At 57.5% G+C, this 15,670-nt stretch carries 8 protein-coding genes; 5 read left to right on the top strand and 3 right to left on the bottom strand.

Going from position 1 to position 15,670, the window contains the following annotated elements; all coding sequences use genetic code 11:
- Positions 1 to 391 precede the first annotated feature (391 nt).
- Positions 392 to 2,284, top strand: a complete 1,893-nt coding sequence (locus Pla52o_RS20080; protein ID WP_146596424.1) for an arylsulfatase — start codon at positions 392 to 394, stop codon at positions 2,282 to 2,284.
- Positions 2,285 to 2,656: 372 nt separating this feature from the next.
- Here Pla52o_RS20080 and Pla52o_RS20075 read toward each other — a convergent pair whose 3' ends face one another.
- Entirely contained in the window at positions 2,657 to 6,076 is a 3,420-nt protein-coding gene (locus Pla52o_RS20075; protein ID WP_197169384.1) for a WD40 repeat domain-containing serine/threonine protein kinase, read from the bottom strand.
- A gap of 329 nt (positions 6,077 to 6,405) precedes the next feature.
- Between Pla52o_RS20075 and Pla52o_RS20070 the strand changes: the two genes are divergently transcribed.
- From Pla52o_RS20070 to Pla52o_RS20060, 3 genes are all read left to right on the top strand, one after another.
- Positions 6,406 to 6,678: a hypothetical protein gene (locus Pla52o_RS20070; RefSeq protein WP_146596422.1), complete on the top strand. Its 273-nt coding sequence runs from the start codon at positions 6,406 to 6,408 to the stop codon at positions 6,676 to 6,678.
- Positions 6,679 to 6,867: 189 nt separating this feature from the next.
- A complete protein-coding gene (locus Pla52o_RS20065; protein ID WP_146596421.1) occupies positions 6,868 to 7,404 on the top strand; it encodes a carboxymuconolactone decarboxylase family protein in 537 nt (178 codons plus the stop codon).
- A 330-nt stretch (positions 7,405 to 7,734) separates the two neighbouring features.
- Positions 7,735 to 10,287, top strand: a complete 2,553-nt coding sequence (locus tag Pla52o_RS20060; RefSeq protein WP_146596420.1) for a PVC-type heme-binding CxxCH protein — start codon at positions 7,735 to 7,737, stop codon at positions 10,285 to 10,287.
- A 234-nt stretch (positions 10,288 to 10,521) separates the two neighbouring features.
- Here Pla52o_RS20060 and Pla52o_RS20055 read toward each other — a convergent pair whose 3' ends face one another.
- Positions 10,522 to 11,850, bottom strand: coding sequence for an outer membrane protein assembly factor BamB family protein (locus Pla52o_RS20055; protein WP_146596419.1), 1,329 nt, complete (start codon positions 11,848 to 11,850; stop codon positions 10,522 to 10,524).
- 389 nt (positions 11,851 to 12,239) lie between these two features.
- On the opposite strand from Pla52o_RS20055, the gene Pla52o_RS20050 reads away from it, so the two are divergent.
- Positions 12,240 to 13,769 (top strand): sulfatase, encoded by a 1,530-nt coding sequence (locus tag Pla52o_RS20050; RefSeq protein ID WP_197169383.1) that lies wholly within the window; start codon positions 12,240 to 12,242, stop codon positions 13,767 to 13,769.
- Between the two features lie 44 nt (positions 13,770 to 13,813).
- Here the strand turns inward: Pla52o_RS20050 and Pla52o_RS20045 are convergent, their stop codons facing one another.
- A complete protein-coding gene (locus Pla52o_RS20045; protein WP_231612496.1) occupies positions 13,814 to 15,484 on the bottom strand; it encodes a sulfatase family protein in 1,671 nt (556 codons plus the stop codon).
- Between the last annotated feature and the right edge of the window lie 186 nt (positions 15,485 to 15,670).

The following is a 15,670-nucleotide window of genomic DNA, read 5'->3' as shown; positions in this document are numbered from 1 at the left end:
TCTTTTTGGCAGTCAAAAGAAAACCAAACCGCTCGCGCAAATTCAGTGCCAATCACATGTGGTTGGGAGCATAATGTTCCTGGAATGTGAAAATGAGTGCCATTTGGCTAACGCCCAAGCGGCTAATGGGATTTCACCCAATCATTCCTGCCTCCCTGCTTAGCCCTCGTCTTTCTTAGCATTCGTCAAACCGGCTGAGTCCTCGTGAAGGTTATACGCAGGGAAACCTTGGGAGGGCTTGTCGGCGCCCGGTGGTCGCCCGGTGGTCACCGAGCCGACAACGTGGCGACTCGGCATGGGGGCGAGGCACGCGAACGTCGCTATCCCCCGTTACGAGCAAGCCCGTCACCAGTAAGCCCGTCACCAGTAAGTCTCCATTTTCGTTCCTGTCATGATCTCCTTTCTCAATCGCCTCGTCGTCGGACTCCTAATGCTGGTGATCGCCAGCAGCGCGATGGCCGATGTGACGTCGGCGAAGCGTCCCAATGTGATCGTCGTCATCACCGATGACCAGGGCTACGGCGAGTTTTCGGCTCACGGTAATCCAGTCCTGCAAACACCGAATCTGGATCGTCTGGCTTCCCAAAGCATCCGGCTAACGGACTTTCACGTCGCACCGATGTGTACGCCGACGCGGGGTCAGTTGATGACGGGCGTCGACGCACTCCGCAACGGGGCCATGAACGTTAGCAGCGGACGCACGTTGCTGCGCCGCGAGCTCCCCACGATGGGCAACATATTTGCCGACGCGGGTTGGGGCACAGGGTTGTTCGGCAAGTGGCATCTAGGTGACACGTATCCCTATCGACCTCAGGATCGAGGATTCCGAGAAAGCCTTTGGTTTCCTTCGTCGCATATTGGTTCCGTGCCTGACCAATGGCAGAACGATTACTTCGATGACACCTACATCCACAACGGGCGACGCCAAGCGTACTCCGGTTACACCACGGATGTGTTGTTCGATGAAGCGATGTCGTGGATGCAAGACGAAGTCGCCGCCGATCGTCCGTTTTTTTGCTACCTGGCCACCGCTGCGGCTCACCAGCCTCACTTTGTACCGGAAAAGTATATTGCGGTCGTTCGCGAATCACTGCGTACCGTTCGCCGCGATTTACCCGACCTTGCCCCGGAGGTGGAAGAACAATTAGTTCGCTTTCTGGCCATGTGTGCCAACATCGATGAAAACATCGGGCGATTGGAAACGTTTTTGCAAGAACATCAATTGCGTGAAGACACCGTGGTTGTGTTTCTGAGCGACAACGGCAGCACATTCGGTCCTCAATATTTCAACGCCAATATGAAGGGCGGCAAAACGACGCTGTGGGAAGGTGGTCATCGCGTTCCCTGCTTCATCCGATGGCCCGCCGGTGGATTGCAGGCACCCCAGGATGTGCCTGGGCTGACCCAAGTCCAGGACCTGCTACCGACGCTGGCGGATCTGATCGGGATCCCGAATTCCTCCGTCGATCACTGCGACGGCATCACTTTGGCGGCAGTCCTGCGTGGTGAAACGCAGGTTTCCCAAGAGCGGATACTGGTCATCAACTACAGCCGAATGCCGTTCAAAGCGGTGCGAACTACCCCGATGAATCCTGCTGTCCCGCGTCGCGAAAGGGCGGCTGTGCTGTGGAAGCGATGGCGGCTGATCGAAGACAAAGCGTTGTATGATCTGAAGACCGACCCCTTACAAGAACACAACGTCATCGATCGTCATCCAGCCGTGGTCGCCACCATGCGTTCGCACCTAAACGATTGGTGGGACGGAGTGAAGCAGCCCGCTCGGGAATTCCAGCCGTCGGTGATCGGACACGAGGCGCAGAACCCGGTCGAACTGACCGCGTGTGAGTGGGCGGATGTGTTCGTGGACCAGCAAAGTCAGGTCCGCCGTGGCGTCCGCAAGAATGGGCTGTGGCACATCGAGGTGGCAGCGGCAGGCAAATACGCGTTCACCCTGAGTCGCTGGCCTCAGGATTCCGGGTTGCGACTTCGTGACGGTGTCGATGAAACTCAGGTCACTGACGGCGTATTGACCGGGGGCCCCGCGTGGCCAGTTGCATACGCAACCCTTCGCGTCGGAGACACAAAGCAGCGAGCGGAAGTCAGCGCCGATGCATCCTCCGTGCGTTTCGAACTCTCGCTGCCGATCGGTCGAACCACGATGCAAACTTGGTTCAACGACAGCGATGCCAAGCCCATTTGTGGAGCCTACTATGTGCACGTCCAGCGTCTGACGCCGGTTCCACCAGCGAAGTTGATGCTGGATTCCGACGCGTCCGGTGATTGAGTTGTTCAGTGATTGAGATGATGCTAAGGGACACGTGCGTTGTGGCACGTATTAACCGCTCGTGAACAGGAACGCTTAGGCACAACAGTCCGATCACCGCAGCGCAGCCAAAACGGACGCCGAGTTACAATCCGACAACGGCGTGTTTGCCGTGTGCGACGGTGAACCTGAGTTTTGAATCACGGTGGCGGGTGGTCACATACGAGTCGCGGCCAAAGGTCACACCAAGTGGCAAACCAATGCAATTGGCAAGCAGACACAAAGAAAGTCATGACAACGGAAATCAAAAGGGCAACGAAACCGTCACACCAAACGACTCCCCCATTCGCTTGTGCGACTCGGAAGTTATCGCACCCTCGCAACCTAAACGCCTTACCTAAACCGCTGTCCTGACCAGACTTTGATCGGGCGGCGGGGACCGAAGCTGAAGAGTTGTTGCAGTGGCCGGCTGAAATGGAGGATCTCGGATTTTGTTCTTCCGGCATCCAAGACGCCAATCTCACGGCCACTACCCACATCCCAGAAGCGAATCTCGTCGTCGGATGCGGAACTGATCAGCGTTCGATCGCCGTCGATGAACTTCAGCCCACTAACCTGATCTCGGTGTCCTCGCAATAAGCCCACGGGCGCTCGCGTCACCGCATTGAGCAGCTCGATTGTGCCATCCTGATACCCTGTCGCGATGGTTTGCCCGTCCTCGGAATAGCCGGCCCATGCGAACAAACCAAACTGTCGGGGATACTCCGCGATCAGATCAAGGTCTTGGGTGTCGTACCAACGCAACGTGTCTCTACTAAGCACCAACACGGTGGAACCGTCGGGCGAGCAGCGCATCAGTTCTGCGCCATCACCGGGCAAAAACCGCTCCTTTGTCATCGCCCACCCGGAGGTTTGATATTCGCGGAGCCGGTCGTTGAAGAGTACCAACAAACGCCGATCGTCGTCGACGAAGAGTAATTCGCGACAAGCTTTTTCGTCCAAATCGTGATCGATGCGATGCAGCTCCCTCCCCTCTGCGGCCGACACAACCACAACCTCGCCCGGCGCGGCCGCAACGAGTTTTTTTCCATCGGAGGAGAGGGCCAGTTTGTAATGCTCATCGGCATCGACGTGGGCGATCTTCACTTCCTCCCGAGTCGACAACGTCAACCGCTTGATGTCCCCGTTGTCGCCTCGCAAAAATAGCACATCGGTATCAGCCGGTCGCAGGGTGATCGCGCGAGTGGACCTGCCAAACGTAGGATGCTCTACCTTGGTTCGATTAGGGAACCAAACCTGCAACGTTCCATCTTCACAGCTGGCGATGACTTTTTCGTCTTCTCCAAACGTAACACTGGTGATCTTTTGATCGCTGGCCGTGATGACTCGGGGCGGACGCATCTCGCCTTTGTGATCGTTGCCATCGATCTCCCAGACATAGAGCAATCCGTTATCACAGCCGGCGGCCACACGGCTACCGTTGGAATCGATTGCAACGCAACGCATCCGGCCGCGGATCTCGGTCCGCACGACGATCGGCTCTGGATCCGCCCACCGATACAGGGCCCAATTGTTCCCATCGGCCACGACGATCCGCTCTCCGTTCGCGGAGAGTGCAAAGACGAAGGGACCAAATTCAAACTCCCATTCCGCAGCCGGTTGCAAATCGGGGAGGCTCCAGGAACGCAAACGCTGCCGTGTTCCGGCATCAGTGTCGGCTTCCTCGCGGATGACCGCGATCAACTGACTGCCATCGGGAGAGAAACCGAGCGACTCGTTTCGAGATCCCGTCATCAAACGACCGCGAAAATTACCCTTGGCATCATGAACCAGGACCTCGTGATAGCGTGACGCCGTGGCAATCCATTTCCCATCCGGTGAAAAGGCAGCCGATTCGACTGTGGTCTCGTGCCCTCGCAATTGAGCAATCACGTCGCCCGAGCTCCGGTCACGCAACGTCACCGGATTGAGACCCTCAGAAACACTGTCGCTGGTGACCCATTTTTTCCCATCCGGTGAAACGGCGACGGCGTTGAGTTTTTCACCAACTTGCCAACGATTCAACTGGCGTCCGGACAGCAAGTCCCAATGTCGGGCCCAACCGTCCTCGCCGACCGAGAGCAGTTGTTTCGTGTCTGGAATCAAAACCGCTTCGGTGGTAGGTCCGTCGTGCCCGGCGAGCGTCAAGACCTCCGGCGGACGCGACAGATTTCTTAACAACCACCACTCGAATCCTCGGAGATCGAGATCGCTCGAGGTTGATTGTCCTAAATTCGATTTCGCGTGGTCCGGGAGCTCGCGTTGGAGCAACGAGTTGACGGCATTGAGGTCCTGCTGGGCATAGGCTCGATAGGCCGATGCCATGTCGGCAACGTACAGATGTCGGCGCAGTCGAGCTTGGCTGCGGTCGAGATCACGGTTGGTCTGGGCCAGCTCGGCGTTGGATTGCTCAATCGCTTGGTTGCTGGAATGCAATTGCGTGTTGACGTCTGACAATCGCTGCCCCGCAACGTATTGAATGAGCATCACGAGCAAAACGACAGCGACGAAACCGAGCGTCGAGAAGATCGAAGTCCTCGGGTTGCGGGCGAGCCAACGCATCGCCAAGTCGGCAGGTCCGGGGCGACGCGCGGTAACGTGGGCTCCTAAAGAAAACCGAAGCAGATCGTTTGCCATCTCCGCCGCCGATGCGTAGCGGTCCGCGGGGGACAACGACATCGCTTTTAAGATAATCGCTTCGAGAGGCGGCGGGATGTTTTCACAAACTTGGGATGGCGGCCGCAGCCGACCACTCGAAATTTCCAACAACACGCGAAATCGGTCGCCTTGGTAGGGCCGATGTAGGGTCACCCATTCATAGAGGGTTGCCCCGAGTGAATAGATGTCCGAGCGGTGGTCAATCTGGTCGATGGCCCCGGAAGCCTGCTCGGGGCTCATGTAGTGTGGCGTCCCGATGACTTGTCCGGTTCGGGTGACCACCGTCTGCGCTTCTCCGGCCGATGCCAATCCGAAGTCGGTCAACCACAGCTTGCGATCGGAATCGATCAAGAGATTGGAGGGTTTCACATCGCGATGGATCGTCCCACGACTGTGCGCGTGGAACAATGCGTCCGCCACCTTCGCCATCGCTGCGGCCATTTCGGTCATCGACCAACGTCCGGACTCGGCATCGGAGGTGGCGAGGGAATCCACACCCGTCTCGTTACCCGTCTCGTTCTCAGCGGGTTCCGAATCGCCTCGTTCCGCTTCGTGCTGCCCAAGCGCACGCTGCTTGCAATCCATGATCTGTTGGGCCAAAGTTTCCCCATCGATCATCCGCATTGCCAGGAACGACGTCTCGTCGTGAGTCCCAAAATCACACAAAGAAACGATGTGCTCGTGATTCAGCGATCGAATCGTCTCGGCTTCCCTCTGAAATCGTTGTCGCATTCCCCGATCGCTGGCTACCGAGGCGTGCAGCACCTTTAGCGCCACCGGTTCGGAGCTGTCGCTGGCGATCGCTTCATAAACGACCGACATGCCCCCGCTGCCGAGCGCGCGGATCAATCGATAGCGGCCCACTCGACGGCCGTAGTCCGATGGCAATTGCGGCCGCTCTGACATCGTGCCCAAATCGCTCGTCTGTCCGGCGATGGTGTCTTCTTTTGCCGACTTGTCGATCGGCATGTGCTGCGCAACAAATCGCAGAAACGGCTCACGCAGCGCGGGATAGGCCGCGATGAACTGCTGCGGCGAGACATCGTGTCCTCGCTCGGCTTCGTCTAGGAAGTCGGCAATCAAATCATCCAAGGTGGACGCCAGAGGATCTTTCACGGGTTCGCCTCCGATCCTTCCTCGCGCCGCGGTGTCCATCGTGGATCACGCAAACCTGCCTGCCAAGCGTCAAGCAAACGGCTGGCTCGAAAATAGGAAAACGATTCGGTCACCTCAATAACGGGTTTACGTGAGGGCCGAGGCAGGAGCGGAACTCGGCTGGAATCAAAATGATGGCTAGATGTAAAAAACACGTTGATGAGCAACTCAAGCTTCGATTTCCGTTGAGGGTGCCGCAACGACGCTCTCATGGCAACAGAATGGGGCACAAACAAAGAAAAATGGCAAAACCGCTGCGTTGATAATGCCCCCTCAATATACCCAAAAAAATGATTTACGCAAAACGCTCCAACCCACGACGAAGCCTCCCGCGACATCGCCAGCTCGATCGTGGACGAGACTCAAAAAGCACCGTCATTCGGCGCAAGTCGCTGTGGGTGTCGCATGGCGATTTCCGTCGCCCGAGTGCTCTGTCGCTCAATCGGTTGTCGCGTTGGCGAGCGTTCTTCATTTCGTTGCAGCGATCCGGCGACATCATTCGATGGATGAATTGGTACTCCATGATCGATATTTCGATCGCGTGGAGAGCCGATATACGGTAGCCGCCCCCGCTTGACAGTCACGACTCTCTAAATCTGTTAAATTTCCACATCAGCTCGACCGAGGAAAGTTTGCAAACCTCCGCAAGAGGCTCCGCCCCTTTGGCTTGCCTCATTGCCAGTAGGATGGCGGACGCTTTCCACGGCTTAGGGCCTCGATGTTGTTTCCGTCAATCGAAAAGGAATTGAAAGATGCCAAGACTGCATGTTGTCACCCCCGACCAAACGAGCGGACCGCTGAAAGAAACTTACGACGAATTGACGTCCCAGATGGGCAAAGTCGTCAACATTTTTCAAGGCATGGCCAACAGCCCCGCTGCACTGAAGGCGTACCTATCCATGACCGCCGCACTCGCGGAGGGTGAGCTTTCTCCACAAGACCGCGAGGTGATTTACTTGGCGGTCAGCGAACAGAACGGTTGTCACTATTGCGTGTCGGCTCACACGATGCTGGCCAAAAACGTGGGATTATCAAACGAAGAGACGCTTGCGGCACGCCGATTTCTCTCGTCCGACGAAAAACTCAATGCCTTGTTGGAGTTTGTACAAAAAGTCATCGCGTCGCGAGGATTTGTCTCCGACGAGGAACTCGAGGCGGTGCAAGCGGCGGGATACACCGATGGCCAGATTGCCGAGGCGATCGGCTACATTGGTCTGGCCACGTTCTCGAACCTCTTTAACCATGTCCACGACACGCCGCTAGATTTCCCGGCGGCTGCCAAGCTGTGAGTCGATGGAAAGATGCCGCGGCGAAGACGCGATTGGAACGTCAGAATGAACTGTGGGAATGGGGATCACCGCATCAAGGTAATTCGCCGCACGGCACCTCGGAAAACTTCTGAGGGCCCTGCGCGGTCTCCCGAACGCCGGCTCGGCTCGATTCGATTATGTCGATTCGATCCGAGTACGGTGGTTCGATCCGAGTAGGGTGGTTCGATCCGAGTAGGGTGGTTCGATTAGAGTAGGGTGGTGTGTCCTCTACCGCTGCGACGTGCGCCTTCCCACCACCGCGACCGTTTGCTTTTTTGCTTTTCCCTCTTACCCTACGGCAACCGCACGATGTTTCGATCGATTCTGTTTCTTGTTGTCTTAGCGATGCCTGCGGTGTTCGTGCGAGCGGAGACTGCCGAAGCCATTGCTCCGACAACCGATACGCTTGCACCGAAATTGGAGTTCCCATCGCGGGGAGTCAAGCTGACGATGGTGGCCGAACATCCTGAGATCATGACTCCGACGGGCATCGACGTCGACCATGACGGAGCCGTATGGGTGATCGCCAGCCATACGCACTTTCGGCCGGACGACTATTCGGGGCCGACCCATGATGAAATCGTGGTCTTTGCTGCAGACGGCCGGCGCCGTGTGTTTTACAACCGCACCGTCGCGACGATGGACTTGGAACTGGGCCGCGACGGCTGGGTTTATCTGGCTCAACGAGACCGCATCTTGCGCGTGCGTGATTCCGACGGCGATGGGGTCGGCGATCAGGAAGAGACGATCGCGGAGCTTGAGACCAAAGGGACCTACCCGCACAATGGTTTGGCGGGATTGGCGTGGCATCCCAACGGCGACTTGTTGTTCTCGTTAGGTGAGAACTATTGGGAACAGTGGACGCTGCGAGGTCACGACGGCAACACGGTCCGCGGAACGGGCGAAGGGGGTGTGTTTCGCTGTACTGCGTCGGGAGAAGGACTGCGCCGGATTGCCAAGGGATTTTGGAATCCCTTTGGATTGTGCGTTCGCCAGGACGGCACGATCTTCGCCGCCGAGAATGATCCCGGCGCCCTGCCACCTTGTCGGCTGTTACACGTCGTCGAAGGTGGCGAATACGGTTTCCAGCGTCTGTATGGCGAATCCGCATTCCATCCGTTTGTTTGCTGGAATGGCGAGCTGCGGGGGACCCTTCCGATGGTCCATTCGGTTGGCGAAGCGCCCTGCGGGATCGCGCCTCTGGGTCGCGGTTTGATCGTCCCTTCATGGACCGACCATCGCATCGACTATTATCCGCTTGAGGATGACGGGGCAAGCTTTCGCAGCGAGCGACGAGTGTTGGTGCAGGGCAGCGATTTCTTCCGTCCCACGTGTATCACCCAAGCTTCGGCGACGGTTTTCTATCTGGCGGACTGGGTCGTCGGTTCGTACCAACTGCACGGCAAGGGGCGAGTTTGGAAGTTGGAGATCGATGCTGAGGCTGCCGATTGGCTCGGATCCATGACGTTACCGCCCGCCACCGAAGCGGCCCGTTTGGCCGCCAAATTACGATCCGGTGGCGAAGGCTTTAGCGAGCCGCAACTCTTTGAAGCGGCGCGTTCGCAAGATCCGTTTGTGGCCCGCGCGGCAATCGATGCATTGGCAACTCGCGCGGACCATTTCACCATCGACGCCGCGTCGAAACACTCGACGCCGGATCGAATCACGATGCTGTTGGCCATCCGCAAGGCCTCTGCAAAAAACGATTCCTGGATTCGTCACTTTTGGCAAGACGAGACTGCCGACCTCCGATTTGAAACCCTTCGCTGGATCGCCGAAGAGCAAAGGACCGCATTTCTACCCGAGGTGGAAGAACATCTGGCACGTACCCACGATTACCGATTGTTCGAAGCGGGGCTGGCGACCCGCAACATCCTCAGCGGCAATCCGCGTGCAGGGGTGACCGGTTCGGAAATTTTGATCCAACGTGTGCAAGACGAAACCTCCACGGCCGAAACACGTGCGTTCGCATTGAGATTGCTCGATCCGCATCACTCGAAATTGAATGAAGATCTGCTGGATCGCTTGATCGCGTTGGACAACCCGACCTTGCTGAGCGAAGTGGTTTTCGTGCTGACGGCACAGGGAACGCCGGCTGCGCGACAGCGTTTGCTACAGGCAGCACAACAGGATTCCTACGCAACGTCGCTGCGTGCCGATGCGATTGCCGGACTGGCGAGCCCAACGGACGACGAGATCACCGCGCTGATCGAATTGGCGGCCAACGAAACGGCGTCTGTGCGTGAAGAAGCCTTGCGTTCGCTCCGCTTCGCGACGTTTTCAGACTCGCAACGAGAAAGTCTGAAGCAGTTGCCACCTCGATTTCCCGAGAGCGCCAAGCTTGTCGCCGCCGTACTGGCCCCCGACTCACTTACCCGCGGTCGTCCCCAGCCGGACGACCTTGCCGCATGGCAACAGCGACTCTCGGCGGTCACCGAAGCGGTCGACGTCCAGGCAGGACGCCGGATCTTTTATCATGCCAGTGTTGGCAATTGTGGTTCCTGTCATCGTCGGCAAGGCCGAGGGAACGTCGTCGGTCCCGATTTGTCGTCGGTCCACGCCCAGGGAGATCAAGCGAGCTTGTTGACGGCGCTCTTACAACCCAGTCGCGAAGTGGCCCCCCAGTTTTTCCCTCGCGCTTTGATCCTGGAGGATGGACGCACCTTCGTCGGTCTGCTGTTGCGTGATGGAGGGGGTGGGAACGAGATCTATCGTGACAACACGGGTCGCGAGCGAGCCTTTGCAACCTCAGATATTGTTGAGCGTCATGAATTAACGACATCGATGATGCCGGAAGGTTTGGTCAGCACGATGACCGACCGAGAACTACGTGATTTGTTGGCATACCTGCGTGAAGAATAGCCCACCGGCGATGGCCCTCTCAAGAGAAATGAGTGGCAACGCAGAGAAATTCGGCAACGTCAAAGACGTTCAAGGGACCGCAAATCACAAGCCGGTGCGTTACGCGTTTGTTGATTGAATGCCTTTTGACGAAAACGCCTCGGACTCAAGTCCGAGGCTATCGAAATGGTCACTCCACGACCACAACAACCGTCACTTCAAAATCGGTCTGCGTGGCGCGGCTTCACTCGAGACTCACTCGGAATCAGATACTTGTTCGGCAAAACACCAGAGGGCTTTGTCGGTCCGAATCAGGATATCGTTGCCTGCGGCGACCACGGACGCGTTGGTATTTTCATCGAGCGCATTCTCAGCGATTTGCTCGAGCTTTTTGGGATTGGGCGTGAAGACCGTGGTGGTGCCCGACTTGGTCAGCAGGAACATTCGCCCGTCACCGGTTTGAGTGATGCTAGACCATGTCCCCCCGCCGCCGCTGCGTGCCTTCCAAAGCTCTTCGCCGGTTTGTACGTCGATACAACTCAGCACGCCGCCCGCATTGCAAATGTAGATTGAACCATCGTCAGCCACGCCGGTTCCCAACCATCCGGTATCCTGAGGTTTGTGCCAGATTCGATGAGTCTGCGTGACATCACCACGACCGCCCGCCCGCACGGCCATCGACGCGCCGTTGTAGCCACCTAGGGCAACGACCACGCCGTCGGACTCGATCGGCGAAGCGTACGCCAACGGGGCTCCGCCGCCACAGGTCCAAAGCCGCTCTCCGGTCAATGGATTAAATCCGCTGACGCGGCGAGGCAGCATGGCGACCAGTTCGACATGGCCATCGACCTCAACCAAGATGGGAGTGTTCCAGGCGCCGCGAAGTCGTTCGCTGCGTTCTTTTTCGCTAGTAAAATCGTTGGCGTTGCCGTCATTCTCGGGACCGCTAAGGGCGCGTTCGGTTTCGTCATCCAACGTGTCCCGCTTCCAGCGAGTTTCGCCAGTGGTTTTGTCGACGGCGATCATGAACTCATTGTTTCCGGGACCGAACAACAGAATGCACAAGTCTTCGTACAGAATCGGTGACGAGCCGTAGCCCCACATGTGCTCCTGAGTGCCGAGTTCGCGACGCCATAATTCGTTGCCGTCGAAATCCCAACACACCAGCCCGGCCGAGCCGAACCAAGCCATCACCCGCTCGCCGTCGGTGACCGGCGACGCCGAGCAATAGGGATTGGTTTTGTGAGAAGTCTCGGGTTTGTCGTATTTCACGCCGCGCCGCCAAATTTCGCGACCCGTTTTGCGATCGACGCAAAACAAACTTCGCTGTTTCGTCTCCGAGAGCGGCTGAGTGAAAAAGACTCGGTCGCCCCACACGATTGGCGTTGAATTGCCAGCCTCGGGTAAATCGATCCGCCACTTCACGTTCTGGTCTGGCCCCCACTGGGTTACCACGTCCACCGTCGACGTCGCGCCGCTGCCAGCAGGACCCCGCCACTGTGGCCAGTTTGGATTATCGCCGAACGACGGTGAAGCAGCGGATGCAAAACACAGCACCATCGCCGCTGCGCATAAATCTTTCATGGTTTTCCTTGAAGCCACTGAGGGGAGACGTTGAAACAAGTGGGCATCAGTATAGCTCAAATCGGCCCCCGTCGAGACTCGATTCGCCCATCAAAAACGCACTTCATGCCGAAGCACCATTGCGTTGAGATACGATCGCCCCGAAACGGGGCGGCGCCCAAACGCAGCGGTGATCGGACGCGTTAGCGACGGGTGGTTCAAGCGAATCCAACGCGGGGGCAAAGGAGACACGAACCAGAATTGCGGGCTCACGATGATTTGGAAAGCTTATACTGAATGACCGACGCAACGAGCTCGACGCAACGGGCTCGAGCCAACAGGGCTGCGTTCGGACACGGTGACGACGCGTTGGGGTTCACGAATGAGGTCGACGAATGAGGACGATCAACATGAATCGAAAGACGGCGGTTCTAGGTCTCTGCCTACTAATTCCTTTCTGGGGCGGCCTGGCCTTGGGCGAAGCCCCCCGTGAAAGCGATCGTCCCAACGTGCTCTTCATTGCCGTTGATGACTTGAATGACTGGGTCGGTTGCCTTGGTGGGCATCCGCAAGCACAGACGCCCCATATTGACCGGCTGGTCGAGCGAGGAGTCCTGTTTACTAATGCTCACTGCGCATCGCCGGCCTGCAATCCGTCCCGCGCCGCGGTGTTCAGCGGCATTATGCCTTGGAGGTCAGGCGTCTGGTCTAACAAAAGTAAAAAGGTACCTCAGCACCATCCCGATTTCCAACTGCTGCCGCGAGCGTTCCATGCGGCGGGGTATCACACATTGGGCACGGGCAAGTTGACACACTCCGGTGCCGCAGCGAATCGCAAGATGTTTGACGAGCACTTCGATGTCGAGCAACGTTGGAGTCCTTTCACCCGCGATGCCGTCGCTTACACCGAAGAAGAACTGCCATCCAAAGGGACGGACCATCCGAGGCATCGCGTCGTCGTTGACCACTCCGATCCGATCACGCTTCCCCTCAATGGCATGCCTTCAGATCGAAATCCAGACAAGGCCGGTGGTGAGTCGTTTGACTGGGGCCCACTCGATGTCCCCGATTCGGCCATGGGTGACACTCAGATCACGACCTGGGCCATTGAACAGTTGAGCAAGTCGCACGGCAAACCGATCTTTTTGGGGGTTGGATTCTATCGCCCCCACATTCCGCTTTGGGCACCGAAACCCTACTTCGATCGCTTTGCAGGGCAACCGATCCAGTTACCCCCGTATCGGAATTCCGACTTGGATGATCTGGGGACGACGGGTCGGCGCTGGGCATTGGAAGCGGACACGGCGGGGTTGCACTGCACGGTCGTCCGACACGGCCAATGGGAAGAAGCGGTCAAGGCCTACCTCGCCTGCACTACGTTCGTCGACGCACAAATCGGGCGGTTGCTCGATGGTTTGGATCGCAGCGAATACGGCGACAACACGGTGATCGTGTTATGGAGTGATCACGGTTGGCATCTTGGCGAAAAGCAGCATTGGGGCAAATGGACCGGATGGGAACGGTCGACACGCGTGTTGCTTGCGGTCGTGCCGCCAAAGAAAATGGCGGCGAACTACAAACGTCTCGGCCAAACGTGTGACCGCCCGGTGGGTTTAATTGACCTCTACCCCACGCTCGCACAACTGTGTGACGTATCGGTTCGCCAAACGCTCGATGGCGAAAGCCTTGTTCCACTGCTGCATGATCCCGAACTCTCAACCAATCGAGTCGTGCTCACTTCGTTCAACCCAGGAAACGTTTCCCTGCGTTCGGATCGTTGGCGATACATTCGTTACGACGACGCGAGCGAAGAACTGTACGATATGGCCAACGATCCGAACGAGTGGACCAATTTGGCCGGAGCTTCCGAGCACCAATCCATGTTGAAGACTTTCCGCAGCCAGATCCCGCGAGCAGCGATCCAGCGGGAAACGAAGTGACCGATTGTGAGAGGTCGAACGCCCATTCCTAGCATCGCGCCCCATCACTTCAGCTTGCGATTGGGATGAGGCACATCGTCGGGCAGCGGGCCGGCCATCGGAGGCGTTTCGAAAAACTCGCCATCGTTTACGACTCGCGGATCCCCGCTGCGACGGAGCTCGTCCATCAAACGGTCACGCAACTCGCTCAGCACGTCTGCATAGGCGGGATCGCCAGCCACATTGTGCATTTGATGGGGATCGGTACGCATGTCAAACAACTCTTCGCGCGGACGCTTGCCATACGCATTTTCGTAAATGGGCTTCCACTGCGAGTCGTTACGATGATCGACCAACCACGCCTTGGTCGGGCCCGCATCCTCATCCGCCAATGTTACAAAGGTTTTCTCCTGTACCTGCTGGGTCGTCGGCGGATTATCGCTATCGAGCCGGTAGGGATCGCCCAATGGGAAACGATCGGGTTTGAAATTGATCACCAGCGCATGGTCGGGCGTGCGAATGGCACGCTGCGGGTAGGGTCGATACCCAGGGCGTGCCATTTCCACATGCCGTTCGCGTCCCATAAAGACCTGCTTGCGATCCGGATCGACCTGTCCCTGCGTGGTCGCTTGCAACACGGGCCACAAACTCTGGGCTGTCATCACGCTGGGAATCTCCACCCCGGCGGCCTCGAGAAAGGTGGGAGCCAAATCGGGCAGACTGACCCAATCATCGACGACGCGTCCCCCCGGCACTTTCGGCCCCGCCACCGCCAAGCTGACCCGCGTCCCAAAATCGTACAAATTGCATTTTCCGTGTGGGAAACCCGCTGGCCCATGATCGCCGCTAATGACGATGATCGTATTGTCGTACATTCCCGATTGGGCCAATTCCTGCAACAACACCCCCAATGAGGCATCGAACGCTTGGACTTCGCCCAGGTAGTCCGCGATGTCCTCACGCACCGTCGGAACATCAGGCAAAAATGGCGGTAGCATTCCCTGGAGCGCATCAGGATCGATCCCCCACAACGACTTGCCAGAACCGCGCACCCATTTGCGGTGCACGTTGGTGGGCCCGTACCAAAAACAAAAGGGTTGGCTGGGATCTCGTTGCGACAAAAATGTGGCAAAATTGGCACGGACCTGCTCCAACAATTCCTGCTTGGCCTGGACCACCGTTTGTCCCTTGGCAACCAACCGGGTTGCGTGCTGTGAGAATTGGTTGATCTGACGGCCGGCTTTCTCAAACGCATACTGCTTGCCGCCGATCGGTGCATCCGCAGGCACTCCCGGCCCCCAGACTTTATAACTTTTGCCAAGATGATAGCCCGCGTCTCGCAATAACAGTGGCCAAGCTGGAATCGTCATGTCCCACACCGCGCCTTGCAGAATCGCAGCTCGCCCGGTCCGCCAAAAGTATTGCCCCGACACCAACGAACTGCGACAAGGGGTACACGACGGTGCGTTCACGAAGGCGTTCTTAAACAACACTCCCTCTCGGGCGATGCGATCAAAGTGGGGTGTTTGGACCGCACGACTGATCGAATCGACGCTGGCATAACTACTCGCCTGGCGCCCCCAATCGTCAGCGAAGACAAACAAAATATTGGGACGCGATGTCTCCGCCACACTGGTTTGAGCGTTCGCAGCGTCCACGCCGCAGAGCAATAGAAACAGCGGTACGACGATCAACGATGGCTTGATCGCCGCGGACATTCTGCTTGAGCTTGACATGGCAAATGCGTTCCAGTGGCAAGTCGAGAAATGGGATAAAATCGGAACATGCCGGATGAGTGGTCAAAGGATGGATGGTCACAGTGCAATTGACGTACTGTGCAATTGACGTACTGTGCGATTGACGTACTGTGCGACCCACGCGGTCCGATCCTGTCTTCAGCGAAGACGGATTGCAAGGGATTG

This window comes from Novipirellula galeiformis, assembly GCF_007860095.1.
Lineage (GTDB): Bacteria > Planctomycetota > Planctomycetia > Pirellulales > Pirellulaceae > Novipirellula > Novipirellula galeiformis.
The sequence above is the reverse complement of the archived record's forward strand: the minus strand, read 5'-3'. Positions and strand labels throughout refer to the sequence as shown.

Bases quoted from the DNA above. Each gene is read 5' to 3' on its own strand.
- Pla52o_RS20080 (WP_146596424.1), top strand. From the start codon at position 392: ATGATCTCCTTTCTCAATCGCCTCGTCGTCGGACTCCTAATGCTGGTG.
- Pla52o_RS20070 (WP_146596422.1), top strand. From the start codon at position 6,406: ATGATTTACGCAAAACGCTCCAACCCACGACGAAGCCTCCCGCGACAT.
- Pla52o_RS20065 (WP_146596421.1), top strand. From the start codon at position 6,868: ATGCCAAGACTGCATGTTGTCACCCCCGACCAAACGAGCGGACCGCTG.
- Pla52o_RS20060 (WP_146596420.1), top strand. From the start codon at position 7,735: ATGTTTCGATCGATTCTGTTTCTTGTTGTCTTAGCGATGCCTGCGGTG.
- Pla52o_RS20055 (WP_146596419.1), bottom strand. From the start codon at position 11,850: ATGAAAGATTTATGCGCAGCGGCGATGGTGCTGTGTTTTGCATCCGCT.
- Pla52o_RS20050 (WP_197169383.1), top strand. From the start codon at position 12,240: ATGAATCGAAAGACGGCGGTTCTAGGTCTCTGCCTACTAATTCCTTTC.
- Pla52o_RS20045 (WP_231612496.1), bottom strand. From the start codon at position 15,484: ATGTCAAGCTCAAGCAGAATGTCCGCGGCGATCAAGCCATCGTTGATC.